This is a genomic window from Plantibacter sp. Mn2098, from assembly GCF_049319745.1.
GTDB lineage: Bacteria > Actinomycetota > Actinomycetes > Actinomycetales > Microbacteriaceae > Plantibacter.
This window is the reverse complement of sequence record NZ_JBMOUH010000001.1, coordinates 562876-588975: the sequence shown is the minus strand read 5'-3', so window position 1 is coordinate 588975 and position 26100 is coordinate 562876. Positions and strand designations below refer to the sequence as shown.

The window sequence follows — 26100 nt, the reverse complement described above, 5'->3', positions numbered from 1 at the left end:
AGCGGCCGACGAACCCCGGATGGGTTCCTCTCGTATAGCCGCTCTCGGACGAGGAGGGATTGATCATTATGAACAGCCGGGCGTGGGAGTCAATATTCCGATCGGGACGTTGTGTATTTCGCAACGACTAACCGTTAGCGGTTCTAGGCTCGCCGAAGCCTGCACTGTGTCAGAGCGGCACCCGCGAAGTGTCTGACCTCACGGCAATACTGAGAACGTGAGCATTCGAGCGCCGAGAGACCTGATGGGGCAGATCGAGCGCGACCTATTGGCAGAGAAGCCTCTTGACACCCTTCTTCGCAAGCTCATCCTGCTTGGCGGGAATGCTGGCTCGCCCGAACTTCGTGCCTGGGCCTCGATGGAACTACGCGGCTACACCAAAGGTGATGAGCTGCCTGCCTACCGCACCGTCGTTGCGCCGCTACAGATCGATGGCGCAGTGCCAGGCGGCATCGTGCGTCACCAAACGATCGGGGCTATGGACATCCCGGACTTCGCAAGAGACGACGTCAATGAAATGGTGCCGCTTCGAATGGGAGTGAGCGAGATCCACAGCATGGTGAACCAGCACAAGAGCGACCGGATGGTGAAGTTGCAACCGCCGGGAGCTCCTGACCTCGTCACTTACATGAACGGGACCCAGGAAATGAACGGCCACATCGCGTCGCTGTACTGGAGCGTCAGCACCATCGCGCTTGAAGGCGTCCTCGACCAAATCCGCACCCGTCTCGCGGAGCTCATCGCCGAGCTTCGCTCGGGCACGCCGCGCGGGCAGGCGCTCCCTTCACCAGCACAGGCCGCCAACGCCGTCAACCTGGTGATCAACGGTCGCGGGAATCGAGTGAACATCGCCCAGGCGGCCCATGGCAGTACCGTCACCGCACTTCCCGACGAGACTCCTCCGCGTTTCTGGACAAGCGCGCGAATCGTCGGGGCGGCGGTCGTGGGCCTCTTTACGATCGCCGGAACCGTCCTCGCCGCATTGCAGTTTGCCTTCTAAGGAGAAGCCATGGCTAACGTCGTTCCACGCAGAGTGACCTCTGTTCTCGTCGAAGAGGACGCCAACAGCGTGACGATCACCTGGGGCATCGCGGAGGCGGTCGACACGAAGCCAGTCGAGTATTTCGGCTACGGCATGTACTACTACGACCCGACAGGCAACGGTGGGAAGCGTTTCGGTGTCCGCTTCGGCGAAGCAACGACTGCCTGGGTGTTTGACAATGCAAGCAACACGCAGGCGAACTACGCGTCCGACAGCGTGACCGTCTCATCCAATGCAATTGTCGTGCGTTACCACGACGCGAGCCTCGGAATCGAAGACATCGGGACCATCAGTGCGTACGCACACATCAACGGTCGCGATGAGCAGGTCGAACTGCCGGTCACGCTCCTCCGCTGACATGAGCGACCTCGAAGCATCCGACAAAGGTTCGTTCGGTGAGCACCTCATCGAGAACATGTTCACTACCTGGGTCGACAGCGATCTTGCGCGCCGAGACACCGGGTTGAGCCGCTCGGACGTGACACGAGCGGTCGTCGAACTCCCGCCCTTCAGCGGCAACCCGATCATCCGCATCAACGACGAGGCCTCACTCCAAGCGAAGGCGGTCGCGGCGACTGCGATCAAGAAGGGCGATCCGGTCACCCCCGAGAACATCCGCGACCTCGAGTCGTTCTGGCCCGTCGACGTCCACCCAGACAGCGGTTGGCTCGCCTACGTGGTCGTGGGTGACGCTGCCTACATCGCGTTCGATCTGCGCTACAACAAACAGCGGACTGCCGAACTCCTCGGTCTGGCCGACGACTATCTCGAAGTCGTCGAGGCAGTCATGAACCGCGCGCTCAGGCCGGCAGTCGACAACTTGCTATCCGCGGCAGAGCTCACCGTGCAAGCGCAAATGCTTGCCGAGTCCCAAGAAACTAAGTTCCACCATGCCCGCGACAAATGGCTCCGCCAGGACGAGCGCATGGGCAATGCTCCCGCGGGCTTCTTCGAATTACTGCAGCGGCTTCGCGATGAGCGAGCAGCGGCACGCTACGGCGACGGCCACCTGTCGGTCAGCGTCGATGAGATGCCCGCGCTCGTCGCTCGGGTGAGACAGATGATTGCGCACGCCGCGAGTCGGGTTGGCGTGGAACCGATCGAGGGCTCCGGAACTGATTCGCCGCAGAGTTGACGCCGTCGTCGTCGACCTCATACTCGCCAAGCACAGGCTCAAGGTGATCACCTACCGCTCTCGAGCAGGGTGCCATTGGCTCAGCGCTTCCCACTAGCTGTGCTCCAGTCCACCCCGATACCGTGACTACATGACGTCACCTGCCTCTGACTGGATCGCGCCGACCGGCGTCCGGGCGGTCGAGGTGGACGCTACTGACACCGCGATTACAGACTCCGCGATGAGCGACCCGCGGCTGTCGCTCGCAGCCAAGGGGCTCTACGCGTTGCTGCTCACCTACCAAGGGCAGCCGATCGACCCGTACGACGATGCCCTGGAAGATGAGTGGGAGATCCGTGCCGCGATCGACGAGCTCATCGAGTGCGGCTACGCAGTGCGGGTCAAGCGGTAGGTTCCGCTACAGCGCGGTGCGTCTCTCGTGCTTGCGGTTAGCAAACGGCCAGCGCCCGAAGCGGGATTCGAACGCGTCGATCATGGCCGTCTCGAGCGGCTGCACTTCGTCGTCCGATGTGGTCTTCCAGCACGCCAATAGTTGCGCTGAGTCTGCGAGCTGCCAGATGTACTCGCCGCCGCGGTGCCCGACCGCCTTCCCAGCACCATGCCGTCGGTACTGACTGAGTCGGCGACGGATTCCATCTTGCTTGATACCCCAGCCCGCCTTGCCGATGTAGACGACAGGAGTGCCGTCGACCCAAGCCGCCTCGAGCACCGCAACTCCGACGGTCGAGTCGACTCCCTTGAACCTGCCGGCGATGCTCTGCCCCAAGAAGGTCGGCGCCGCGTTGGACTCACGCAGGATGACGTAGATACCTGGCAACTTCGGCACGGCAGCAGGAGGGAGCGCCGCGAGCGGGAGGAACCCTTCGAAACCGGCGTCCTGGAGGCCGGCCCGAGTCCACTCGGCAGGGATGGTCATGCGAGCCACTCGCGCAGCCGCGACGTCAGAAGCGCCGGACTGGCCGTCCGGCGCGCGAAGAAGATGTTGACCAGTTGGTTGTCGGCCATCCAGTGGATGTCGCTCGAGGCGGGAGCGACTGCCGCGATCTCCGAAACAAACTCGTCGTAACTTAGCGGGCGGTCGAGAGCGTCGAGATGTTCGGCAACCGTCCGACTGTCGCGGGTGAGCGTGTCGTCGAGAGCCATGGTGGAAGCGTACTGATCTCCGCAGACATGACCTCGGACAATGAAAAGAGCCCGACTCCAGCGACGGCAGAGATGCCACAGCTGGAGCCGGGTGCTTCTCTGCCGGTGGTGCGGGCTCTAAGGTGTCGATTCACCGGAGGGTGAGTCGACCGCGAAGGTTTACGTCGATGACCTGGGCTTTGCCCTCGACAACGATCGGTCCTTCCAGACAGGTCTTCCCACCAACGTAGGCATCCTCTCGAACGATCACGCCGCTGATCAGGATGGCTTCGCCTCCCACCCTTGCGCGGTCGCGCAGGGTAGTCATGCCGCCGAGCACTGCATGGTCCTCGGCGATGGCTTCGCCGAACAGGCGTGCCGTTCCCAGAAGGACCGCGTGACCGCGGACCATCGCTCGACGATCAACGTAAGCGGACGGTGCGACCTTGGCTGTGACGGCCACGAGTCCGCCGCCGAACTTGTGCCGTCGATAGAACTCTCCGTCGATGCAAATGAGTTCTGGCGGAGCGTCAACGAGGGTGGTCGACACTGGGGTGGAGACGGATATTGACATGATGATGCTCCTCTCGGGTTGGAGTCCTGCGGGCGCAGGCGGCTAACCAGCACGACGGTGCTGGGCCGACGCCCACGTCCGGGTCTTCACCCGAAACGACAAACAGACCGGCGTCTCCTCCGGTCTGGGTGGTAACTATGCGCTCATCGATCGATTTCGTCAAGCATGAGCGGGATGCAATTTGTCAGTACTTGATCGCCATTCGCACAACCACCGACGGCTGGACGATGTTGTGAGCCTGACCGCCACCGTTAGCGATGACCGGAGGATACGGGGAACCTCCGGAACCCATGTAAAACCGGTTGTTGGAGTATCCATTGTTGTCAGGAGCATCGTTGCCGTTCGACTGCACAAAGACCTGGTTTGAACCACTGCGCGTGATTTGCAGCGGAGGAACTTGGGCTGAGGTCAGAGTGTGAGTGGTTGCTCCTCTGTGCTTGCCGACTGCGTTGAAATTTCCATCACTACCCAGATCTACGAGAACTCGGTCGTTGGTGAGCGGAAGTCGGAACTCAGAACTCGCACACGCACCCCATCCGAAAGATGCCGTTATGTCTGCCTCATAAGCAGTCCCGAACTTCGCGAAAAGCGCGCTGTAGGTGGTGCGGGAAACACATTGCCCGTCAGTCCAAAGATAGCCATCCGGGGCCGTAGTGCCGGAGGTCCAAGCGAGAGAGATGATCGATCCGACAGGCATAGTCGACACCGGCACCGCTACAGCGTTCGCCGAACTGCTCGTCCATACACGCCATGCGAGATTGGTCGAGCTCCTCACACCCTCGGTGTAGCCCTTAGCTTGAGCAGAACCGTCTACGACGAAGAAGGTACGAATGCCATCACGATCAATGACGTAGGCAGAAGCAGATGAGTCGATGTTCCCAGCGCAGTCAGTGTTCGGGCGAAGCGGCTTCTCGTTCGTCCAACTGATCTGGTTACCCGATTGTTCGAAACACGCCGTCGCGAACTCGTTCCCTGCGTCCGTCGCGAGTTCGGCCAACTTCGTGTAGTGCTGGTCGCGGAGGCCGTTGTTCACTGCCACCGTTGCGGACATCCCCGTGACGAGCAACATCAGCAAGATGACTGAGACGATCAGGACTGCGGGAAGGGCGAAGCCTTGCTGGGCCGTGGTGCCGGAAGTTCGGCGACTCGAGGAAGCTCGGCTGCCTAACGAGTCGGTTGATCGGCCTGCACGGATGGGTACTTGTTGCGTCATTGCTGCCCATGACTATGAACCACAAGCGCGTTTCGTTCAAGACGTTTGATGTTGCGGTTTTTACAACTGCACCGACGAACCGGGGGGAGTCGCTACAGTGGCAGCAGAAGAGGGCGGTCGATCTCAGTATCAGTGAGATCGAACGCCCTCTCCGGTTTCAGGGTGAGTGCGGTCTACTTGCCGCGCTCGGTCACGCTGGTGTTCGGGTGACGTGCTGCGGCAGCGTTGGAGATGTACTTCCCGCTGATTGCAGACCGGTTGTGCACACCACTGGACTTGTTGCCACCGGATTCGGTGACGCTCGTCTTCGGGTGCCTGGCGGCCGCTGCATTCGAGATGTAGCGGCCGGATATTGCGGAACGGTGAGCCATGTCGGCTCCTTCCTCTTGGGATTCACTCTCGGAGGTACCGAGAGCCGCCGTCGGATCCACTGTCTGTATGGACCGACGGTCGTCTGTGCTGCCCACGAGCGAGAGCTTGGGCTGCGGGTCGTCGATGTCGGCGAGGCGCCGAACATGCTTGGGCGTCATCTGCAGATCGGCTGCGATCTGCGTGAGCGTGACATCGACGGTGTCGAGTAGCTCGATGGCGTTATTGAGAAGCTCCGGGCGCTCCCCCGGGAAATCCCGGATGGGTAGAGGCCGGCGCGGGAGGCTGCTGAGCGTCATGTAGGCGCGACGGGCAGTGGACTCGGAGATGAGCTCCAGCTCCTTGGAGCGGTACACCAGCGAATGCACGGAGACACCCCACCACTGGCTGAGTTCCTCGAGCTTGTCGAAATTCAGCCGCCGAGGGAGTTGCTCGCCGATGACCTTCTTGGGCGTCAGGAACTCCGCCGCGAACATGTCGGCCTGGCGCTCCATCTGAGAATCCGTGCCCTGCCGGCCATGGTGCAGCACGATGTGGCCGAGCTCGTGCGCCGCGGAGAACCGGTGGCGCATCACGTCGTTGGCCTTGTCGGGAGTGAGCACGATCATCGGGCGGGGCAAAGCGGTGGTCGAGAACGCGTCGATACGGCCCTTGTCATCGGGCTCGCCGTCCTGCTTCATGGTGAAGAACACCGTGAGGATCCCGTGCTGCTCCAGCTGGTAGACGAGGTGCTCGATCGGCTCCTGACCCAAGTTCCAGTACACGCGCATAGCCCGCGCTGCCGTGATGGGATCCGGAGAGTCGTCCGACTCGGCGAGCGCCCAGTCCGGCAGATCCAGCGCCGGGAACTCGACACTCTCTTCCAAGTAGCAACTGAGCTCCCACGCTTGTTCGACGTAGGCCGTCGCCTGTTGCTGCTGGGCGAGCGACGTCGACCGCAGACGACGGAACGAAGCCTCTGCGATATCGACCTGCGCCTTCGGGCGACCGTGCGCGAAGAATCCGGGCGGCACGCGCAGCGCATCAGCGAGCAGGGCGATCGTCTCGGCTCGCGGCTTCATCTCGCCGCGCTCGTACTGTCCGATCGCTGCCGCCGACACCCCGACCGCTTGGTGGAGTTCGGTCTTGCTCATCTTGCAGACTTGGCGCGCTTGAGTGAGCCGAGCCGGGTCGAACAGGCGAGCGACATCGGTGAGGCTTGGCTGGGACGCCGTTGGCTTGTCGGCCATCAGCTGCGGCCCTTCTGGTCCTCGGGGCGTGGTCGAAGCTTGGCAGAGGTGCGCGGGCGCTCCCCCTCTGCGAACCCGGCCGCCGGACGGGGAGCTTCACGCTTCTCCTGCTTCGCAGCGGGCTCCTTCACGTAGGTCAAGCGCTCCGGATCGGTGAACTCGAGGTAGCGACCTCGGAGGCGAGCCGGAGCCCAGAACATCGACCCGACGCTGAACGGCGTGCTGCTGTAGTACGGCACGAACAGGGTCACGCGGCCGGCGTCGCCGACGATGTCGAGCACATCGGAGAGGTTGGCTGCCTCGTCAGCCTCTTCTTGCGGCAAGTCGAACAGGCCGGGCTCGGTGTACTTGACGTTGCTGGTCTTCTCGAGCAGTTCACGGCGCTGCTCGGGGAGGTAGCTCAACCGGAAGCGGCGGTGGTTGCGCGGCATCTTCTTGCCGACCCGCTGCAGAAACAGGAGCGTGTCGCCGACGAAGGTCAGGGTGCGCCGGGTTCCTTGCACGCGCTGCTCGCGGTATGAGTCGAGCCCCTTGAGCGCTGCTTGGAGTTCCTTCTGCGCGCCACGCGACATCCCGACGCCATAGACGTCTTGGTCCCCGTCAGGGTCGGCGTACTCGGTGTGCGCCCGAGCGGACCGCTCCTGGCTGGCGTGGATCGCGTTCGGGATAGCGCTGCGAATCGCTGCGAGCTCTTCATCCGAGAACTCTTCGCGCCAATCTGGTCGCTCTTCCATGGGTGTCTCCTGTCTGCCAACAAGGAACACACTAGCAGATTGGTTTAGCCAGAATCAGAAATTCGTCATTTCATCGGTGGCGTGTCGCGCATGTCGCGCACAAACTCGTGCACTCAGAGCACGAAACCGCCAGCCTTTGCTCCCGGCGCGAACGCCTTTACCGGTCTGCTCGCTTGGATAAGTAGACCACCCGCCACCGACAACGGATGCGAGGGTATTGACACATTCGAACGTTTGTTCTATAATATGAGGCAGTCTCGCACAGCGGAAGACCGACCCCTTCTTGAAGCATCTCAGTCTTGAAGAGCGGATCGGTCTGCCGCTCATGGCGACCCCGACTACCCACGGACTGGGTATCAAGTTGGGAGCTCCCATGAACTATCAGACGAACATTCACCCCACGGCAAGAATTGACCCAAGCGCGGAGGTTGACCCCTCGGCTCGGATTGGCGAACGCGTCATCATCGGGGCCAAGGCAATAGTCGGTCCGCGCGTAGTCATCTCCTTTCGCGCCACTATCGGCGTTGGTGCACGCGTCGGCGCTGGCACAACCATCGCCATGCACACCCACGTTGCAGACGGCGCTTGGATTGACCATCGCTGCCGAGTCGCCGGAACTGTCAGCGGCGGCGCTCGAATCGACTACGGCGTCACTGTGGCAGAGGGTGCATACGTCGGCCTGGGTGTCCGGATTGGGCACAACAGCTACATCGGCGAATGTGCGCGCATCTCGGACGGGTCCCGAATCGGCATGCACTCAATTGTTGGCGATGGAGCGGTCGTACCTGCGAAAACGCGGCTTGTCCACCACACTGTGGTGCTTCGCCGCCGGCAGGGATACAAGAACCAGCAGACACTGATCTACGACGACGCCTTTTCACCTCAGCCGTGAGAAACCAGCCCCGCACAGAATAGTGCGGGGCTTTTCACGTCCTACCGACGCATCGCGACCCGTGTGGCTACTGGTCGTCCTTGGATGAGTCGGGTGCGGGGCCGAAGGAGGATTTGAGCTGCTTGAGCCACGCACTCTCTGCGTCCGCCCATAACAAGTCGATCCGGCGGGCGAGGTCGCCGTCGTCCAGTAGCGGCACGGAAACAACTGGAGACTCCTTCGGACGCCGAAACTGCAACAGCTCGAAGTCTGCGCGGTCCATGTCGCGCTCAAGCCACCGCCGAGCTCCCCGCTCGCGCATCATGAGGAAGTCCGTCAGCTCCTGAGTGAGCTCATGCGATGGAAGCTCGTCAGCGGTGCCCATCTGCGCAGCCCACTTGTAGACCTGCCAAACGAGCGCGACCCGCAGGTCTTCGCTTTCCACGCCAAATCCTGGTGCGCGTAGCGGGCGTTTAGGCGAGAGCTGTCGATAGAGCCCGAACATCCGCAGCGGAAACCAGAGCCAGAGCCTCCGCTGCAGTAGGCCATATCGATTCACCCAGTCCAGCGACCCCGAGAGTGCATACATGCGCTCCCACCTGCGCCGGTCGTTTACACGGCTCCCGAGAAGCACCGAGGCACGCCGCACCAGAAAACTCGGGGGAGCAAAAGGGTTGTCCAGTTCATGTTGAATCGTGTGGTCAACGACCAGCACGCGGGCAACGAGCGCGGTCACAAACTGGATCCGCGCGGGCACGCGCCACCACGGCATCAGTTGCCAACGCTCCGCCGCCTGGTAGAGCGCGAGTATCTGGGCTCGCAGTTGCCCGAGCTGATACCTGGTCTCGACGCTGGCCTCGTCCGCGTAACCCCGTTTAAGACCGCCGTCTAAGAAGTCGAGGTGCTTCGCGTTGGTGAGAGTGTCCACCATGCCCACTATTTGCTCGGCGAGCTCGGCAGTCAGCTCGTAGCGCCGCCGCTCCCGCGATCGCTCGGCACTGTGCGCGAATCCAGGAAGCTTGTACGCCTCGTCTAGCAGTGTTCGTGGTGTGTGGCTTGCGTAACGCCACTCACCAAGACCGAACAGCACTTCTACCACCTCAGCCGTTTGCGGCTCGAGTCCCTGCGTCGCCGCTTCCAGCATTGTCCGCAGGTCTTCTCGACTTGCTGTGTCGCGCATCGACCACAGGGCGGCGATCCTCCGCAGGTATGGGATCGGCAGCGAACCACTCCGATGCGCATCGATGTGACCGATGCCACGGACACGAAGCGCAGTGAGTTCGCGAGCGAGTACGCGCTCGAAATCCTCGATCTCCTCTGCTGCACGGTCCATACATCAATTCTGGCGGGAACTGGGCGGATGTTTCAGCGCAGTGGCGAGAACTGCTCGACACGCTGAGAACCATCTCTCGACCGCACCGGTCGAACACACCCGGAGGTCGCCCATGAACAGCACACCGACAACAGCAACTGCCGAGCAGATCAGCATCGCCGACAAGGAACTCACCGCCACGGTCCAGTCCGTTCTGCTCAAGATGGCAGACCGCCTAGAGCCAAACCTTCCCGGCATCGCGGACGGAGCGCGCCGGACCGTCATGAAAGTGAAGCACCGCCCTGGTAAGTCGCTCGGCCACTTCGCGGAGCACGCCCACGTCAAGGGCGGTACCCGCAAACACGAGATTCTTCTGAACTCGGATCGCGCGCAGGGGCACTTCCACGGCAAGCAGCCCGGCTGCGACGCCGTCGTGACGCTGGCGCACGAGCTGGCTCACCTTTATGCGGCAGAGCACGGCGTGAAAGACACCGACGGTGCTGTGCATAACGCGGAGTTCGGCGACATCGCCCAACTCACCGAATGCTTCGTCGAGAAAGACGCGGGAGGCAGTCACTGCACCACTCGCCTGAGCAGGCGAGGCCAAGTGCTCTTCGCAGATCTCGTCTCAGAGATGGAACGCGCCTTCATCGTGCACGGTGCGGCGACCTCCGTCGCTCCGCACGCTCCTTCGTCGCCTCGCAGTTCCCTCACGCCGACCCCAGCAGCACCCATCCCGTCCTCATCCCCAACCCCCGCCAGAAAGGTAGATCCCCTCATGTCCCTCGTTCCCGGAAACTCTCTCGTTCCGATGCCGCTCGGTGGCGGTGGCGCTGTCGGCGGGTCGCTGACACCCCGCCAGCAGCGCGCTGCGCTCGCCGCTATCGAGCAGGTACAGCTCGGTGGGGCCATCTCGGCCCTCACCGATGACATGCGCCACCGGCTCGCGATGCGCGCCATGGAGAACGTCGCCATGCTGTCAGGCATTGAGGGTCACTACCTCGCGGTCGCGCCGCTCGCGGAGGCTCGCATCAAGGCCATCGTGGACGCCTACACGCTTGCCGCATCCGCCGCGATCCAGCGATTCGGGCGGTGATGGCTGTGACTGCAAATGACATCTGGGTCGTCGGCGGTTACCTGGTTCTGCTGGTCGCCCTTGGCTTGATCCTTGGTGCACTGCTCGTCTCGTTTGCCGTCGACAAGCAGCGCCGCCGCGCGGAGCACGCTGAGCAGCAACTCCGGCAGGTGTATTCGATGGTGAGCCAGGCTGGCGCGCTAGGCAGCGCGCTCGACGAAGCGGCGCTTCACGCCCACCGCGAGCTCATCCGCGAAGCAGTCGCCGGCCGCCAGCGCACCTCGTAAGGGATGGCGGCCGAGGTCTCGAGCCTGGCTCTCTGACTCGCTCCCGACGTCGCCCGTTGACGATTTCACAACAACCGAAATCGCCGCCAGATCAGTTCTCTGAGAGCAACTCCCGACCTTCGGTCGGCTCTCTTCGCGTCGCCGTTCCGGTCGCTGGCACTGCATAGCGACCGGAACATTGACGACCCGTTTGCCATGCCTCATAACCATCCGTCCCCGATCCGGACCCTCTAACCACCCGGACGAGAAAGGAGATCTTCGTGAACAGCACCACCCACCAACCCAAGGCCGAGCAAGAGGGAGGCCGACGCTTCAGCGTCATCTACGCCGACCCACCGTGGGACATCGCCCAACTCGGTGCCCGCGGCGCTCACCGCCACTACGACGTCATGAACTTAGAGGCGATCAAGGCGATGCCGGTCGCCGACCTCGCTTCCGATAACGCCACCCTTCTGCTCTGGGTCACCAACGCGGCGCTGCCCGCCGGCCTCGAGGTAATGAAGGCCTGGGGCTTCGAGTACAAGACCAACGCCGCCTGGGACAAGTACTACATGGGGCTCGGGAACTACTTCCGCGGCACGCACGAACTGTTGCTGCACGGCACTCGCGGCAAGGCACCGTTCAAGTTCCGTGGGCAGCGCTCGACGTTGCTGTTCCCGCGCCAAGACCACTCACGCAAGCCCGAAGAGATGATCCCGCTCATCGAGCGCATTCTCGACGGCCCCTACCTCGAGCTCTTCGCGAGGGAGCGACCGAACAGTCACTCGGACTGGTCCGTGTGGGGTAACGAAATCGAGAGCGACATCACGATCCCCGGCTACCCCGTGCCGTCCGACTTCACTCGGCTCTTGACTGCGGGGCACTCCGGAGACCCCGGTCTTGCAGGAGAGGTCAGGTGAGATGACTCGTGGCCGACAAAGACAAGGAGCCGGTGACGCTCGCGCGCCGCTTCCTCAGCTTCTGCTTCGCCGTCTTCGGCGGCATCCTCCTGCTGCACTTCTCCCTGCAACTGCTGTCGCAGTTTTGGGGCTGGCTGGTGCTACTCGCGGCCGTCGGTGCGGCCGGGTACGCCGCGTTTCGGATCACGCAGTCACGACGGGATCGCTGGTGAAGGCGATCAAGAGCGTGAGCACGTTCACCTCTGGGCAGGCGTTGTGGAATGGACAACGCCCCTTGACAGAACGAACGACCTGCCTCATAAACGGTCATCCCCCATCCGGGCCCACCCCACGACCGCTCCCGACAGAGAAGAGAGACGAGCAGACAGGAAAGGAGGTTTCCCTATGACCAACCGTCAGACCCGTCGCCGCTACCGCAAGAGTGCGGATCGGCGCGTGTGGGTGTTCAGCGAACTGAACCACGACCTGACGCCCGAGCAGATGGCGAAGGTACTCGTCTCCGCGGCTTTGGAGCAGGCACGGCGCGAGAAGGAGGCCCAGCAGGCTCAGCCGCAGCCCGACGCGACGTCTCACGCCGAGTCTCGGGCCCATGACAGCGGTGAGGTCCGCCCATGAGCGAGCCGATCGTCTTCGCCCGCCTCTACCTCCCGGTGCCGCTCGACCCCGCTCACGTCGCCCGGCTCATCGCTCGGCTCTCGTCACCAGACGCGCCGCGTCCTGCGATCTTCGAGACAAGGGCGGGCGACCACGGCGTCACGCACCTCATCGGCAGCACCATCGACCGCTTGGGCCACCTTTGCCGACTCGTTGAAGACCAACTCCCCGGAGCACGGACATCGTCAAACGCCTCGAGGACACCGGTCAGCGGCGCTAGGCGAGTGCACATCGAACCTCGCTCACTGCCACTCAACCCAGATGCAACCGAGGCCGCCGTGCACGCCCTGTACGCCGCGCTCGGGCTCCGAAAGCCCGGCGAAGCACTCGTTATCCAGATTGCGCTCGGTCGCGGGCACCGGCCGCAGATCGTCCCGAGCATCGCCGCCGACCCGACCGACTCCAGCATCTGGCATTCACTCACTCGCGGCAACAAGCCGGCCAGTAGTGAGATACGCACCCGCTTGAGGCGTCGGGCGGAACAGACGACACTCGATCTGAACATCGCCGTGGGCGTTGTGGCCGAGACACCGGACCGCCGGCGTGCACTGGGACACCAGGTACTCGGTGCACTCCAGACACTGCAGGCACCGGGCGTTCGCATCGAGCTCATCCGTGACTCCGCGCAGGCGATCAACGAACCGCAGCGCATCCGACGGTTCCGCCTGCAGCTTTCACCGAACGAGCTGATCCCCCTCTTGGGATGGCCAGTCGGAGGCGGGGAACTCCCCGGCATGCCGACCCTGCACCCTAAGCGCCTGCCTGCGCCTGTCTCGCTGAGCAGTACCGAGAACTGCTTCGCCATCACGACGGCTCCCGGCGACACCCGTCCGGTCGGGATCCGTCCCGAGGCCCGGCTGCAACACCTTGTCGTGTCCGGCCCGACCGGGTCCGGAAAGTCGATGGTGTTCGCTCACCTGATCCTGTCCGACATCAAGGCCGGACGTCCGGTGGTCGTCGTCGATCCCAAGCGCCAGCTCATCGACTACGTCAGCGACCGCATTCCAGCGGATCTCACAGAGAACGTCGTTGTCCTGGACGCGGCGGACGAGCGACCGGTCGGGTTCAACCCGCTCGATACCGAAGGCCGCAACGCCGACGTCGTTGTCGATGGCATCCTGAGCGCCTTCAAGGCCGTATTCGAGGACGGCTGGGGACCGCGCACCGAAGATCTCCTGCACGCCGGCCTACTCTCGCTGGCACACGCAGGTGTCGCCCGAGGCGAGCCGTACACGCTGCTGGATCTCCCGAGACTGCTCACCGATGCTCCTTTCCGGCGCACCGTCTCCGGAGCCGTTGCGAGCAACCCGACCCTGGCGTCCTTCTGGGCAGGGTACGAGGAACTCAGTCCCGGAGCACGAGCGAGCATCATCGCCGCTCCCATGAACAAGCTGCGCAAGTTCGTGCTACGCCGAAACCTCGCCGCCGTGCTCGGGCAGAGCCGCTCGAAGCTGCGTCTGCGCGATGTCTTCCGGGAGGGCAAGACCGTGCTCATCCCGCTCAACGATGCCCTCCTGGGCCCGGGTGCAGCGCAGTTGCTCGGCAGCCTGGTCGTCTCGGAACTCTGGATGGCGACACTCGAGCGGGCGAGCGAACCGAACCCGACCAGCCGCCCGGGCTCGATCTACATCGACGAAGTGCAGCAGTTTCTGAACCTGCCGACCTCGATCGCTGATGCGCTGGCCACCAGCCGCTCTTACGGAGTCAGTTGGAACTTGGCACACCAGTTCCGCGCGCAGCTGCCACCAGCCATGCGTGCCGCGTTCGACGCCAACGCGCGCAACAAGATCGTCTTCGGCCTGGGCGCAGACGATGCCCGCGACCTCGCCCGCATGGCGACAGGACGTGGGCTGGAGGCTGAGGACTTCATGAGCCTGCCCACCTATGAGATCTACGCACAGCTCGTCGATCAGGGCGGCGTCACCGGCTGGTTCTCAGCCCGAACCGCCTCACCTACTCCTTCGCTGGAGAGCGGGGCACACGTGCGCGCTGCCAGCCGCGAGCGCTACGGCGCGGACAGCCAGCCCACCGATGAGCCAGTCGACATCAGGCCGAGCACGGCTGCCAGCGGGACATCTGAGTCAGGCGGCGGGCCCGAACCACCGGTCGGCGGGCATCGCAGAGCGAGGCGACCATGAGCCGCGACTACATCACTCGGCACCCGCTGACCTCTGGCAGGGGTATTCCGGTCGCCTGTCCACTGGGTACTCGAACCCGATGCCTGAGAGAACCGCTAGAAGGCCCGTGTTTGGCGGCAGAAGGGGCCAATCGGGATGGGACTACCCCTGTTATCACTGGTGTTCGCCCTGCCAGCGCCGGAGGCCGCTCCCTGGCCATTCACTTTGGAGGCGGACGATGAAGCCCACTCCATCTACCTACAAGATCCATCAGATCAGACAACACCTGAGCCCTCGGGATCTCGAAGTACTGCGCGCCATCGAGACCTTCCGCCTACTCACGACCGGACAGATCCAGCGCCTGCGTTTTCTCGATCACGTCTCGTCGAGCTCGGCAGCGCGAACCACGGTACGGGTACTCGCTCGGCTTGAGGGACATCGCCTCATCGTTCGACTCAGCCGCAGGATCGGTGGGTACGACAAGGGCTCTGCCGCGAACGTCTGGCAGCTCGCGGCGCTCGGTGAGCGACTGCTGCGCGCACTCGACGGCAACCCGAACCGACGACGCTTCGTCGAGCCGTCTGAGAAGTTCACGGCTCACACCGTGGCGACCGCCGAACTCGCCGTGCGGACCGTTGAACACTCGCGTCAGGGTCACTTCGACATCCTGACGCTGCAGACGGAGCCGGACTGTTGGCGGACTTCGACCCGCGAAGACGGTACGACCGATTGGCTCAAGCCGGACCTATTCATGGTGACCGCCGATGCCGACTACGAGTCACATGCGTTCGTCGAGATCGATCTCGACACGGAGCATCTGCCCGCGATTCTTCGCAAGTGCCACACCTACCAGCGGTACTGGCGCTCAGGCATCGAGCAAGCCGACTCAGGCCTGTTCCCTGCCGTCGTCTGGGTCGTCCCGACCGCGGGCCGCGCCGAGCGGATCCGTGCCGCGATCCGAGGCGAGGCCAGCCTGACGAGCGACCTATTCCACGTCGTCACCGCCGACCAAGCACTCAGCGTGCTAAGCCCCGAGCCGAGCACTAATACGGACCCTGACCCTGACCCTGACCCTGACCCTGACCCTGACCCTGACCCTGACCCTGACCCTGACCCTGACCCTGACAAATCAAGTAACCGAAAGGAGGTATCCCCATGACATCAACCACGCAGACCAGCCCATCTGAGCTGACCACACCAACGAAGGTCGCCGCTGGCCCAGACCAGACCGAGCGCGCCCGTGAGCTCATCGAGTTCTGGATGACGCTCGATCCCGAAGCACAGGACGAATACCTGGCGCGACTCATCGCCGCCGCCGTGCACCCTGGACTAGGTTCCGTCCTCGAGCGCTTCGCGGCCACCGGGTCGCTCCACCCTCAGGACGCGCTCGATGAACTCAACGAGGTGCGCGTCCCGCTCGAGCGGGAGTCCTGGGTCGACATGCTCGGGCGCTTCGTCATCTCGGGAGGTGGGCGCCGATGAACGAGCAAGAACCGAGCACCCGAAACCCCGAGCGGCTCGTTCGCACTGCCGGCCGCTACGAACAGCAGATCGTCGAAGGCATCGCCACCGCAAAGCAGGAGCAGCGCGAGATCGATGAGCACACTGCCCGCCAGATCGCCCACGTGCTCGGACGTGCCGTAGGCCGCGCCTCAGCACTGGCCGAGTACGGACGGGCGGGCTACAGCGACGGATGCTACGAGCCGCTCCGCGAGGAATACCTCGACCTCTACATCGACCCCACCACCCCGCCTGGGATTAGGGAGTGGATCGACTGGTTCGGCACGCACGTCATTGCGCGGGAACGAACCAGCAGCGGGCGGCAGTTCATGAACGACCACCTGCCACCGACGCTGCAGCTCCTGCTCGTGGAGACATCTGTCACCATCGGTGAGCAGACGTTCACCGTGCACATCCCCGCCGACCGCACTCAGACCAGCGTTGACGAGCTCCGCCGCTCGCTTGAAATCCTGGAGCTCAGCAGGAATGACGCCCTGCAGGCCTTCCTTTCGCTGTCCGATGTCGACGCCACCAGCCCCGACCTCATCGAGAGCTTCGACGAGTCCTACGTTGGCACGTTCGATTCCGTCGAGGCGGCACTCCGGGGCCTCATGGAGGTCGAAGTGTGGGAAGCCGACCTCCAGTCGTTCGCCTCAGAGCGCGGGTTGCTCCCCGGAGCGGTCACTCTCGACCTCCGTGTCATCGAGGCGCAGACCCGCGAGATCTATGACCTCGTCGAGCACAAGGGAGCCGTCTATGCCTTCAACAAGTAGCACCCTGACGGTGGGTTCGAGACGCCAGCGTCGCGCGAAAGTGGTGTTCTCCGTGGGCAGACAGGGAGTGTTGTGGAATGGTCAACAGGCCCGGAAATCCGGGCCTGACGAGGTAAAATTGGAGGGTAAACGGAGAACGCAACCGATGGCGGATCAGACATCGGGCACGCGCCCTGGCCCGAAGAATCACGGGGCGCACACTCCACCACCTCTCTCTCGAAACCGAGTAGCTGCTCGCCTCGAGGCTGTCCCCTCACATCCGAAAGGAGGGCAGCCATGAACCTGCCAGAATCCGCCCCACCGTCCGCTTTCGTTGCGGCACCACCGCGGCTCCGGCCCGCCACCGAACCCGTCGCGGCAAGCGCGGACACCTCATGGCCAGACGCCACTGAGAACACACTGGTGAGCGCAGTCGCGCCAGCGGGCAGCCGAGCCGTCGTCTACCTACGCGTCTCATCCAAGGGGCAGGTCAACACCGACTACGACCCCGAAGGCATCTCCATCCCAGCCCAGCGCCTGTCTTGCGAGCGCAAGGCCGACCAACTCGGACTCTCGATCGTGGCCGAGTACGTCGAGGCCGGGATCTCCGGAACCGAGATGACCAAGCGCGTCGAGTTCCAGCGCATGCTCGAACGTATCCGCCGCGACAAGGACGTCGACTACGTCATCGTCTACAAGCTCTCTCGCTTCGCACGAAACCGCACCGACGACGCCATCGTGATGGCAGACCTACAGAAGCGCGGCGTCACCCTGATCTCCGCAACCGAACAGATCGATGCGACGCCCGTCGGGCAACTCATGCACGGCATCCTCTCCGCATTCAACGAGTACCGGTCTCGCGAAGACGGTGCCGATATCGCCTACAAGATGGGGCAGAAGGCCAAGAACGGAGGGACACTTGGCAAGGCTCCCCTCGGCTACATCAACACGCTTGAACGCGTCGAGGGCCGCGAGTTTCGCGGCATCGCAGTCGATGAAGAACGCGCGCCCTTCGTGCAACTTGCATTCAAGATGTTCGACGAAGGTGACGTCTCCATGGAGGACATCGCGGATGCATTGACCGATCGCGGACTCGAGACTCGCCCAACCGCGCGTCGACCAGCCGGTCCCATATCGACCTCGAAGATTTCGTCGATGCTGCGTGATCCGTACTACGTCGGTGACATCACCTACAAGGGCGAGAAGTTCGAAGGTCGACACCCTGCGATCATCGACCGCGAACTCTTCGACCGGGTTCAAGTTCGCCTCGAAGCATCGGGGCGCGCTGGCGAGCGCAAGCGCATCTATCCCCACTATCTGAAGGGCACCCTCTGGTGCGGGGAGTGCTACGCAGTCCGAGGACTACACGCAAAGAGGATGCTGATTCAGCGCTCGATTGGACGACTTGGTGGCGAGTACTTCTACTTCTTCTGCCGGGGTCGTCAAGAGGGCATCTGCGACTCGCGTCACCTTCCGTTCGACCTTGTCGAGGACAAGATCATCGAGCATTACCGCACTGTGCAATTGCGCGCTGAGTTCATCGAGTGGGTCGACGCCCAGATAGACGCCGTGCTGCGGGATCAAGCCGGGACCCAGCGCCAGATGCGCGACCAGATCCAGGGCCAGATCATTCGACTACAGACTCGCGCAGACAACCTGATCGATCTCGTCGCTGACGGTGGACTAGCTGGTTCCAAAGCTCGCGAGAAGATCACCGAGATCGAGCGGGAGCGCGCAGGGCTGCAAGCACGTCTCTCGACGATCGACGACGACATCAGCATCGGCGCGGACTACCTCAAGGGATGGCTGCAACTCTTGCGCGATCCCTATGAGATGTACCGAACCGCCAGCAACGAGATGCGTCGGGAACTCAATCAGTCCATCTTCAAGCGCATCTGGGTCATGGATCAAGACCGCGCCGAGTCTGAACTCGCGGAACCCGCACGGCTTCTCATGGAAGCGCAAGTTGCCTGGGCGGAGTCCTTTGATCTCGGATCTGACTCCGAGACGATCAAAGGAGACGCCGAAGCGTCGCCTGAATTGTTGTCAACCAGAGAAGACCGACTAGAGCCCATGGAAAGTGCTCTGGGTTCTAGTAAGCGTTCTCTGGTGCCCCTGGAGGGACTCGAACCCCCAACCCTTTCCTTAGGACGGAACTGCTCTTCCATTGAGCTACAGAGGCTGACCACACGAGTTTAGCGGAGACGCGGCGTTCGCACGCCACCCCTCGCCGCTCGCCCCTCGCCGTCGCCCATGCAGCAGCTAGCCCCGTCGCGAGGGGAGGCATATCGCCCCTCGGAGCGCGGGCGGACGACAATTCGCCTCACCTCGCGTAGAAAGTGACGACAATGCGCCTCACCTCGTGGACGGGGAAGGAGGGACGTGCGGGCGCAGCGGGACGCAGCGGGGTGCAGCGGAACACCGCGACTGCCTACTACGCCGCAGGCTCCAGGTACTGCTCCCAGTCGGGCTGAGGGCGCTCGACGCCTCGCACCATCCAGTGCGAACCGTGCGGCATGCGCGGGGAGATCCCGAGGTCCCAGTTCATCTCCGACGGCGTCCGGTCGCCCTTGACGTTGTTGCAGCGCAGGCAGCACGCAACGAGGTTCTCCCAGCTGTCCACTCCCCCGCGCGAGCGCGGCAGGACGTGGTCGATTGTCGTCGCCGACTTGCCGCAGTACGCGCACCGGTGTCCATCGCGACGAAGCACACCACGACGCGTCACGGGGACGCGTCTCGAATGCGGGATCCGCACGTACCGGGTGAGGAGGATGACCGACGGACGATCGAACTCCCCACTCGACGCGTAGACGGGATGCGAGGAGTCGATCTCGACCACAACGGCCTTCTGATTCATCACGAGCATCAGAGCCCGTTTGAAGGACACGATCGCGAGCGGCTCATAGCCCGCATTCAACACCAGTGTGCGCATGCACGCTCCCTTTCGATCGGCCGCGACGGCTGCCGCGACGAAACGACGTCGCCCCTCGGAGATCGCATGGCATCCGCCGACTTCCAGGCAACAAAAAAGGGCGCTGTCATGATGACAACACCCTCACGCACACGGCTGCGCCGCTGCACCGTTGGCTGGAATGCCGGAGCGCGTACAGGCCGCGGTCCACCGCGGCACCGTGACGACGTATTCCGTGCATCAGCTTCTGAACCTCTCCAGAACCACAAGGACCAGAAGACTCAGGTCCGCTTCCGAGTTGCAGAGCACCAGATTAACCCACAAATCCCGAAAACTGTGCACAGTCAGGGCAGATTCATCCGAGCGTCACGGATTCGTCGACCGCGGAACACCTGACGGAGGTCCCCGGAAACGGCGATCGGGCCTCGGACGATTGTCCAAGGCCCGATGCACAACACCGACATCAGCTGACGAATCAGCCGACACCCGGCGGGTAGAGGTAGGAGGCGACGGAGCTCGCCGGAACCACACGCACGTTGTACGCGTGGCGGGCCGCACCGTAGTTGTACTCCTCGAGCACAACCGTGCCATCGGGGTTGACCGCCTGCACGTACGCGACGTGGTTGTAGGTGAACCAGGCGACAGAGCCTGCGATCGCCGTGGTGCCCTGCTTGTACGGCCACGCGGACGACCAGCCGTACGCGCTGCTCGGCGGCAGGCCATTGCCCCACGTGTACGCCCAGCCGCCGTTCGGCGTGCCGGCGTCGCGGTTGAGGCGCCAGGCCACGAAGTCGACGCATTCGCGGTAGTAGTACCGCAGCGGCGACAGTCCGCCACCCTCGTCGTCGGTGGGCATGTCGTACCAGGGGTAGTCGTCGCCCTCTGCGCGGGCGGCGGAGACCTGGATGGAGTACTTGGCGTTCGTGACGGCCGCTGCGGCGTCCAGCTGACGCTGGCGCTGCTGCAGTTCCTCCGGCGACGTCGCCGAGTATGCGTCACGGGCGATGTTCGTGTCGGCGACCTTGTCCGAGACCACAACGCTCTGTGCGCCGGACGCCTTGAGGCTCGCGGCCTCAGACGTCCCGAACTCGGCCGTCGGGCCGGTGCTCGCCGCGTAGGCGGGAAGTGCGATGGTAGCCAGCAGTGCCGGGACGAGCACGGCCATGGTCGCGATGCCGCGGACGGAGCCGGGGCGTGCGCCGGCCGGCTTGGCCTTCCGTGCGGCGAGGTTCTTGGAGCCGCTGTTCTTCGTGGCGAGGTTCTTGCCACCGCCCGTGCGGATCGGGCCGGTGCGGACCGGGATGCCACGAGCAACGGTCGGGGCCTCTGCGGCGGCTGCCGCGATGCCGTCTTCGACGGGCGCGACGCTCTCGGACGCGGTCACGGCGTGCGGCGCGATGGGGATGCTCGGTGCGGAGTCGCTCACGACCTCGGCATCAACGACCTCTTCGACGACGTCGGCATCGAGGATCTCAGCGTCGACCACACCGGTCTCGACCAGCTCTGCCTCGACGATCGGCCCGGTGTCCGCTGCGTCAGCGGCTTCCGGAGCGACGCCACCGGCCGCAGCCTGCTGCTCCTGGAGCCGCAGCTGTCGTCTCGTCAGTGGAACATCGCTCGGGTTGGTGCCGGTCCCCTCGGGACCGTTCGCGCCAGCTGCAGTCAAGTGAATTCCTCCGGCATCTCACCAGCACAGAGCTGCCCCGTCCGCCATAAGTATCGGCTTCTACAACCAAGGAACGGGCTAGGGAGATGCCTTGGTCGGTGTCCATCGGTCGGGTGGTGACCTCGAGAACGAGTCACAGCCTACGGGCTAACCCTAGGAATGTCACGTTTTCGTTACGGCGAACCGTGGAACTTCGGCAATTCCTCATCGAGGTCTCATCGAAGCGGCGCGCATCGAGCAGGGCAGGCGGGAATGCGCCGTCCGCCGCCGGAGGCGCGCTTACGCGGCGGGCGCGTCGACGAAGATGTGCGTCGCGAGCTCGTTGGGGAGCTCGAGCCCCTCATCGAAGCCGTCGATGTGCACCAGCACGTAGTTGCCGGCAGCGGAGAACCGACCGGTGCCTGCCGGCATCACGCCGGACTGCTTGAGCTGCAGGAGCAGCTCCGGGTCGACCTGCGCCGGCTCTCCGAGACGGCGGATGGTCGCGGTGACGGGCTCCGTCGTGCCGGCGACGAGCGTGGCGATGTTGACCACACCCTGCGAGAAGGAGACGGCCGGGCTGTCGCCGAATTCGTCGAGACCAGGGATGGGCGTGCCGTACGGCGACTCCGTGGGGTGGTTGAGCATTTCGAGCAGCTTGCGCTCGACCTGCTCGCTCATCACGTGCTCCCATCGGCACGCCTCTTCGTGGACGTACTCCCACTCGAGGCCGATGACATCGCTCAGGAGGCGCTCGGCGAGGCGGTGCTTGCGCATCACATGGACGGCCTTGCGGCGGCCGGCCTCGGTCAGTTCGAGGTGGCGATCGCCGGAAACGACGACGAGTCCGTCACGCTCCATGCGGCCGACCGTCTGCGAAACCGTGGGTCCGGAGTGCCCGAGGCGCTCCGAAATCCTGGCGCGCAGAGGGATGATGTTCTCTTCTTCCAACTCGAGGATGGTCCGCAGATACATCTCCGTGGTGTCAATCAAATCGGTCATCGACGCCCTCCCTGCCCGATTGCACGTTTTCGAGCTAAGCCTAGTGTGAGTGGCTGACACTCCGGCGCAACTAGAATCAGCACATGCCGGAGATCATCATTCCTTCTTCCCTTCTGCCCGTTGACGGTCGCTTCGGATGCGGCCCGTCGAAGATCCGCCCGGAGCAGATCACCGCGCTCACGAACGCGGGCCTGTCCCTCCTCGGGACCTCCCACCGTCAGGCCCCCGTCAAGAACCTCGTCGGCAGTGTCCGATCCGGTCTCGCAGAACTCTTCAACGCGCCGGAGGGCTACGAGGTCATCATCGGCAACGGCGGCTCGACCGCGTTCTGGGACGCAGCGGCGTTCGGCCTCATCGAGCAGCGCAGCCAGAACCTCGTGTTCGGCGAGTTCGGTCAGAAGTTCGCAAAAGCGGCTGCAGCCCCGTGGCTGACCGCGCCGGACGTCCGCGAGTCCGCAGGCGGATCGCGCACCGAGTTCGAGGCCGTCGAGGGCGTCGACGTCTACGCGTGGCCGCACAACGAGACCTCCACCGGCGTGATGGCGCCCGTCACGCGTGTGCACGGCGACGACGGCGCTCTCACGGTCATCGACGCGACGAGCGCTGCCGGCGGCATCGACTTCTCCGCAGCCGAGGCCGATGTCTACTACTTCGCACCGCAGAAGAACTTCGCATCCGACGGCGGCCTCTGGCTGGCCCTGTTCTCCCCCGCAGCCATCGCCCGCGTCGAGCGCATCGCGGCGAGCGGCCGGTACATCCCTGAGTTCCTGAGCCTCAAGAACGCGATCGACAACTCGCGCCTCAACCAGACGCTCAACACGCCGGCGCTGTCGACGCTCGTGCTGCTCGATGAGCAGGTCAAGTGGATCAACGGCAACGGCGGCCTCGGTTGGGCGTCGGCCCGCACGGCAGAGTCCTCTGGGGCCCTGTACGACTGGGCCGAGCGCACGGAGTACGTCACCCCGTTCGTCGTGAACCCGGAGCACCGTTCGCAGGTCGTCGTCACGGTCGACTTCGACGACGCCATCGACGCGTCGGTCGTCGCCAAGACGCTCCGCGCCAACGGCATCGTCGACACCGAGCCGTACCGCAAGCTCGGCCGCAACCAGCTGCGCGTCGCAACGTTCACGGCGATCGACCCGAGCGATGTCCGCCAGCTCATCGCGAGCATCGAGCACGTCGTCGGCGCCCTCTGATCATCGCAACACCCTGACGCGCATCGGGCCGGTCTCTGCTGAGGCCGGCCCGATCCGCATCTGCGGACAGGTGCCGCCAGGAATCGCCCGGGTCGAACGGGAATGACCTGGAGGATTGCTGGAATACTGTCTGGATGCCCGCGGCCGCCCGATCGAGACTCCGGTCACTCCTCTCCCACGGATCCCTCTACGCGGTCGTCTGCTGGCTCGCCGCAGCGTGGTGGCTGGCACGCGGAGAGGCTGCAGAGTTCGTCCCGTTCCTGTTGGCGCTGCTCGCCGGAGTCCTGTGCGGAACCGACTTCGTGGACGCTCTCCAGCGATTCGATCGCCTGCGGACACGGCTGCTCGTGCACGCCGGAGTCGTCATCGCGGTCGCGGCAGCGCTCGCCTGGTCCACGGCGTCCGTCGGCCTCGCAACGCTCTTCCGGTTGGAGCCACCGCTGCTCTCCGGCACGTTCTTCTTCCTCTTCATCGCCGCCCTCCCGTTCACGGCGTGGTCTGGGCTGGCCCTGTTCACGCACATCACCTGGGAGCTCATCGACCGACGTCCGATGATCGAGTCCGCGACGCCGGAATGGAATGGCGAACGCGGCGTGTACACGCTGAAGATCCGCGCCGTGCCGATGAGCACCACAACGGGTCTGGTGATCCTCACCGCGGGTTGTCTGCTGGGCGGCGGCGCCTATCTATCGGCCGTCGTCGCTCTGCAGCACATCGGCTTCGGGATCGGCACCGGCGTCCTGGTGCTGCTCTCGCCGATCTTCCTGGTCGTCGTGGCAGCGACCCAGTGGCTCGTCCGCCGACGCGCGGTCGAGCACACCGTCCGGCTGACGACGTCGATCATCGATCTCGCCGCCGGCACGAACACGATGGTGGCACCCCTGACCGCGGTCAGATCCGTGCGCCTGCGCCCTCGCGGACTCCTGGCGCGCATCGAGTACGAGACCGCCGATGGCCGTCGGACGCTGCTCGTCGGCATGGGCCACCCCTCGAACTGGATGCGTCGCGATGAGCGCCCCCTGATCCCGCGCTTCCCCAAGCGGATCGTGGATCTCCTGGAGCACAGCGGACTGTCCGCGGATGAATCAGCGGCCCCGAAGGAGCTCCGATTCATCCGCGAACGGTGAGGGTGGTTCAGCGCTCGAGGCGCGGGTCCTCGTAGTCGTCGTCATCCTCGTCGAGGTCGTCGTCGGACTCGTCGTCGTCCGGTTCGTCCTCGTCGGACTCGTCGTCGTCCGAATCCGCGTCGTCGTCGTCGTCTTCATCGTCTTCGTCGGACTCGTCGTCCTCGAAGTCGTCGTCCAGGTCGTCTTCGTCGTCGCCGTCGAGAGCCAGCACGCTCAGTTCGTCCTCGTCGACCTCGTCCTCGTCGTCATCGAGGTCGTCGTCGTGCTCGTCAGCTGCAGCGGCAGCGGCGATCTGCGCAGCCCGGTAGTCCGCGAGCCGTTCGGACCACGGGACCCACTGCGGGGCGAGCAGAGCGCCCTGGCCCGGCATCAGCTCGGTTTCGAGCACGTTGGGCAGCGCGTCGTCGCTCGTGCGAGACAGCGTGACCGTCCAGAACCAGCCCGGGTACCCGGCCATCGTGTTCTCGAACAGCAGCGACACCAGGTGGTCGTCGACGATCGTGTATCCCGCCGGCTCGCCGATCGTGCGCTCCGGCGTGATGCCGAGGAGGGCCGTGCGGGCGAGGTCGACCGATGCGATGAGGGTCTCGTCCGGGATGGGGTCGCGAGCAGGCTCGACCGGCACCTCGACTACAGGAGCATCGGCTTCTGCCTCGGCTCCGGCTTCTGCGGCCGGTTCTGCCGCATCGGCGAGGTCTGCATCCACAACGACGGACTCGGACTCCTCGGCGACTGCCGAACCCGCTTCCGGCGCGTGCGCATCGGTCACTCCGGCATCCACGGTCGCCTCGGCGGCAGCCTCGGCTTCGGCAGCGGCGGCAGCAGCAGCCTCACGGTCGGCCTGCAGCCGGACCGCGAACGGGTCGAACGGATCGACGTCAGGCATCCAGCTCGTCCGCCACCTTGCGCAGCACGGCAGCGATCTTCTTGCTGTGAGCGCTGTTGGGGTACTTGCCGCGGCGCAGGTCGCCGCCCATGCCGTCGAGGAGCTTCACGAGGTCTTCGATGATGATCGCCATGTCGTCCGCCGGCTTGCGCTTGAGCTTCGCGAGGCTCGGCGGCGTCTCGAGGACGCGCACCGACAGCGCCTGGGCGCCGCGCTTGCCGTCGGCGATGCCGAACTCGAGCCGGGATCCTGGCTTGATGGCGGTGGTTCCGGCTGGGAGCGCAGACGCGTGCAGGAAGACCTCCTGGCCGTCATCGGAGCTGATGAAGCCGAACCCCTTCTCCTCGTCGTAGAACTTGACCTTGCCGGTGGGCATGGAAACCTCGCTGTGTGTTGTGCGCGAAACAGCGCGCCGTGCGGTGACCGCGCGGACAGCACGGCCGAATCG

The 26100-nt window shown here is 64.2% G+C and carries 29 protein-coding genes, 1 tRNA gene and 1 pseudogene; 17 read left to right on the top strand and 14 right to left on the bottom strand.

The annotated features are described in order from the left end of the window. Positions 1 to 217 precede the first annotated feature (217 nt). The 4 genes from ACL9RL_RS02610 (at position 218) to ACL9RL_RS02595 (ending at position 2568) form a co-directional block, all read left to right on the top strand. Positions 218 to 1000: a hypothetical protein gene (locus ACL9RL_RS02610; RefSeq protein ID WP_422778653.1), complete on the top strand. Its 783-nt coding sequence runs from the start codon at positions 218 to 220 to the stop codon at positions 998 to 1000. A gap of 9 nt (positions 1001 to 1009) precedes the next feature. Continuing rightward, positions 1010 to 1399, top strand: coding sequence for a hypothetical protein (locus tag ACL9RL_RS02605; protein WP_422778652.1), 390 nt, complete (start codon positions 1010 to 1012; stop codon positions 1397 to 1399). Between the two features lie 106 nt (positions 1400 to 1505). Then, a complete protein-coding gene (locus ACL9RL_RS02600; protein ID WP_422778651.1) occupies positions 1506 to 2177 on the top strand; it encodes a hypothetical protein in 672 nt (223 codons plus the stop codon). Between the two features lie 130 nt (positions 2178 to 2307). Next, entirely contained in the window at positions 2308 to 2568 is a 261-nt protein-coding gene (locus ACL9RL_RS02595) for a hypothetical protein (RefSeq protein WP_422778650.1), read from the top strand. A 6-nt stretch (positions 2569 to 2574) separates the two neighbouring features. Here ACL9RL_RS02595 and ACL9RL_RS02590 read toward each other — a convergent pair whose 3' ends face one another. From ACL9RL_RS02590 to ACL9RL_RS02565, 6 genes are all read right to left on the bottom strand, one after another. Continuing rightward, positions 2575 to 3093: a hypothetical protein gene (locus ACL9RL_RS02590; RefSeq protein ID WP_422778649.1), complete on the bottom strand. Its 519-nt coding sequence runs from the start codon at positions 3091 to 3093 to the stop codon at positions 2575 to 2577. Continuing rightward, positions 3090 to 3320 carry a hypothetical protein gene (locus ACL9RL_RS02585; protein ID WP_422778648.1) on the bottom strand — a complete coding sequence of 77 codons (231 nt, stop codon included), beginning with the start codon at positions 3318 to 3320 and terminating at the stop codon, positions 3090 to 3092. The genes ACL9RL_RS02590 and ACL9RL_RS02585 overlap by 4 nt, the downstream gene beginning before the upstream one ends. A gap of 130 nt (positions 3321 to 3450) precedes the next feature. Then, entirely contained in the window at positions 3451 to 3873 is a 423-nt protein-coding gene (locus ACL9RL_RS02580; RefSeq protein ID WP_422778647.1) for a hypothetical protein, read from the bottom strand. A gap of 184 nt (positions 3874 to 4057) precedes the next feature. Then, the gene (locus tag ACL9RL_RS02575) at positions 4058 to 5086 is read right to left on the bottom strand and encodes a tail fiber protein (RefSeq protein ID WP_422778646.1); all 1029 of its coding nucleotides are present in this window, start codon (positions 5084 to 5086) and stop codon (positions 4058 to 4060) included. Between the two features lie 173 nt (positions 5087 to 5259). Continuing rightward, positions 5260 to 6684 (bottom strand): helix-turn-helix domain-containing protein, encoded by a 1425-nt coding sequence (locus tag ACL9RL_RS02570; RefSeq protein ID WP_422778645.1) that lies wholly within the window; start codon positions 6682 to 6684, stop codon positions 5260 to 5262. Beyond that, positions 6684 to 7418, bottom strand: coding sequence for a hypothetical protein (locus ACL9RL_RS02565; RefSeq protein WP_422778644.1), 735 nt, complete (start codon positions 7416 to 7418; stop codon positions 6684 to 6686). The genes ACL9RL_RS02570 and ACL9RL_RS02565 overlap by 1 nt, the downstream gene beginning before the upstream one ends. A 373-nt stretch (positions 7419 to 7791) precedes the next feature. On the opposite strand from ACL9RL_RS02565, the gene ACL9RL_RS02560 reads away from it, so the two are divergent. After that, positions 7792 to 8310, top strand: a complete 519-nt coding sequence (locus tag ACL9RL_RS02560) for a hypothetical protein (protein ID WP_422778643.1) — start codon at positions 7792 to 7794, stop codon at positions 8308 to 8310. 67 nt (positions 8311 to 8377) lie between these two features. On the opposite strand, the gene ACL9RL_RS02555 is transcribed toward ACL9RL_RS02560, so the two are convergent. Further along, positions 8378 to 9622, bottom strand: a complete 1245-nt coding sequence (locus ACL9RL_RS02555) for a hypothetical protein (RefSeq protein WP_422778642.1) — start codon at positions 9620 to 9622, stop codon at positions 8378 to 8380. 112 nt (positions 9623 to 9734) lie between these two features. Between ACL9RL_RS02555 and ACL9RL_RS02550 the strand changes: the two genes are divergently transcribed. The 10 genes and pseudogenes from ACL9RL_RS02550 to ACL9RL_RS02505 form a co-directional block, all read left to right on the top strand. Continuing rightward, positions 9735 to 10697, top strand: a complete 963-nt coding sequence (locus tag ACL9RL_RS02550) for a hypothetical protein (RefSeq protein WP_422778641.1) — start codon at positions 9735 to 9737, stop codon at positions 10695 to 10697. Positions 10698 to 10702: 5 nt separating this feature from the next. Continuing rightward, complete coding sequence (locus tag ACL9RL_RS02545; RefSeq protein WP_422778640.1) at positions 10703 to 10963, top strand: hypothetical protein; 261 nt, start codon at positions 10703 to 10705, stop codon at positions 10961 to 10963. A gap of 260 nt (positions 10964 to 11223) precedes the next feature. After that, positions 11224 to 11862, top strand: a complete 639-nt coding sequence (locus ACL9RL_RS02540; RefSeq protein ID WP_422778639.1) for an MT-A70 family methyltransferase — start codon at positions 11224 to 11226, stop codon at positions 11860 to 11862. 8 nt (positions 11863 to 11870) lie between these two features. Further along, positions 11871 to 12074 (top strand): hypothetical protein, encoded by a 204-nt coding sequence (locus tag ACL9RL_RS02535; protein WP_422778638.1) that lies wholly within the window; start codon positions 11871 to 11873, stop codon positions 12072 to 12074. Positions 12075 to 12246: 172 nt separating this feature from the next. Continuing rightward, positions 12247 to 12477 (top strand): hypothetical protein, encoded by a 231-nt coding sequence (locus tag ACL9RL_RS02530; RefSeq protein WP_422778637.1) that lies wholly within the window; start codon positions 12247 to 12249, stop codon positions 12475 to 12477. Further along, the gene (locus ACL9RL_RS02525) at positions 12474 to 14654 is read left to right on the top strand and encodes a type IV secretory system conjugative DNA transfer family protein (RefSeq protein ID WP_422778636.1); all 2181 of its coding nucleotides are present in this window, start codon (positions 12474 to 12476) and stop codon (positions 14652 to 14654) included. The genes ACL9RL_RS02530 and ACL9RL_RS02525 overlap by 4 nt, the downstream gene beginning before the upstream one ends. Before the next feature lie 217 nt (positions 14655 to 14871). After that, positions 14872 to 15792 (top strand): replication-relaxation family protein, encoded by a 921-nt coding sequence (locus ACL9RL_RS02520; protein WP_422778635.1) that lies wholly within the window; start codon positions 14872 to 14874, stop codon positions 15790 to 15792. Further along, on the top strand, positions 15789 to 16115 hold the full coding sequence (locus ACL9RL_RS02515; RefSeq protein ID WP_422778634.1) for a hypothetical protein: 327 nt from the start codon (positions 15789 to 15791) through the stop codon (positions 16113 to 16115). Before ACL9RL_RS02520 ends, ACL9RL_RS02515 begins: the two co-directional genes overlap by 4 nt. Further along, on the top strand, positions 16112 to 16906 hold the full coding sequence (locus ACL9RL_RS02510) for a hypothetical protein (RefSeq protein WP_422778633.1): 795 nt from the start codon (positions 16112 to 16114) through the stop codon (positions 16904 to 16906). Before ACL9RL_RS02515 ends, ACL9RL_RS02510 begins: the two co-directional genes overlap by 4 nt. A 276-nt stretch (positions 16907 to 17182) precedes the next feature. Next, positions 17183 to 18097, top strand: a pseudogene (locus ACL9RL_RS02505) (recombinase family protein); the annotation flags it as partial. 150 nt (positions 18098 to 18247) lie between these two features. Here the strand turns inward: ACL9RL_RS02505 and ACL9RL_RS02500 are convergent. The 5 genes from ACL9RL_RS02500 to ACL9RL_RS02480 all read right to left on the bottom strand — a co-directional run bounded on the left by ACL9RL_RS02500 (position 18248) and on the right by ACL9RL_RS02480 (position 22443). Beyond that, the gene (locus ACL9RL_RS02500; protein ID WP_422778632.1) at positions 18248 to 18469 is read right to left on the bottom strand and encodes a hypothetical protein; all 222 of its coding nucleotides are present in this window, start codon (positions 18467 to 18469) and stop codon (positions 18248 to 18250) included. 523 nt (positions 18470 to 18992) lie between these two features. Then, positions 18993 to 19067: transfer RNA gene (locus ACL9RL_RS02495), tRNA-Arg, on the bottom strand. A gap of 252 nt (positions 19068 to 19319) precedes the next feature. Next, positions 19320 to 19817 (bottom strand): HNH endonuclease, encoded by a 498-nt coding sequence (locus ACL9RL_RS02490; RefSeq protein WP_422778631.1) that lies wholly within the window; start codon positions 19815 to 19817, stop codon positions 19320 to 19322. Positions 19818 to 20271: 454 nt separating this feature from the next. Beyond that, entirely contained in the window at positions 20272 to 21462 is a 1191-nt protein-coding gene (locus tag ACL9RL_RS02485) for a CHAP domain-containing protein (RefSeq protein ID WP_422778630.1), read from the bottom strand. Between the two features lie 279 nt (positions 21463 to 21741). Beyond that, positions 21742 to 22443 (bottom strand): metal-dependent transcriptional regulator, encoded by a 702-nt coding sequence (locus tag ACL9RL_RS02480; RefSeq protein WP_422778629.1) that lies wholly within the window; start codon positions 22441 to 22443, stop codon positions 21742 to 21744. Positions 22444 to 22526: 83 nt separating this feature from the next. On the opposite strand from ACL9RL_RS02480, the gene serC reads away from it, so the two are divergent. Both serC and ACL9RL_RS02470 read left to right on the top strand, forming a co-directional pair. Further along, the gene (serC, locus tag ACL9RL_RS02475) at positions 22527 to 23639 is read left to right on the top strand and encodes a phosphoserine transaminase (RefSeq protein ID WP_422778628.1); all 1113 of its coding nucleotides are present in this window, start codon (positions 22527 to 22529) and stop codon (positions 23637 to 23639) included. 134 nt (positions 23640 to 23773) lie between these two features. Further along, the gene (locus tag ACL9RL_RS02470; protein WP_422778627.1) at positions 23774 to 24766 is read left to right on the top strand and encodes a hypothetical protein; all 993 of its coding nucleotides are present in this window, start codon (positions 23774 to 23776) and stop codon (positions 24764 to 24766) included. A gap of 7 nt (positions 24767 to 24773) precedes the next feature. Here ACL9RL_RS02470 and ACL9RL_RS02465 read toward each other — a convergent pair whose 3' ends face one another. Together ACL9RL_RS02465 and ACL9RL_RS02460 are read right to left on the bottom strand one after the other, a co-directional pair. Next, positions 24774 to 25652 carry a DUF3027 domain-containing protein gene (locus ACL9RL_RS02465; RefSeq protein ID WP_422778626.1) on the bottom strand — a complete coding sequence of 293 codons (879 nt, stop codon included), beginning with the start codon at positions 25650 to 25652 and terminating at the stop codon, positions 24774 to 24776. After that, positions 25645 to 26028: a cold-shock protein gene (locus ACL9RL_RS02460; RefSeq protein ID WP_422778625.1), complete on the bottom strand. Its 384-nt coding sequence runs from the start codon at positions 26026 to 26028 to the stop codon at positions 25645 to 25647. Before ACL9RL_RS02460 ends, ACL9RL_RS02465 begins: the two co-directional genes overlap by 8 nt. Positions 26029 to 26100 lie beyond the last annotated feature (72 nt).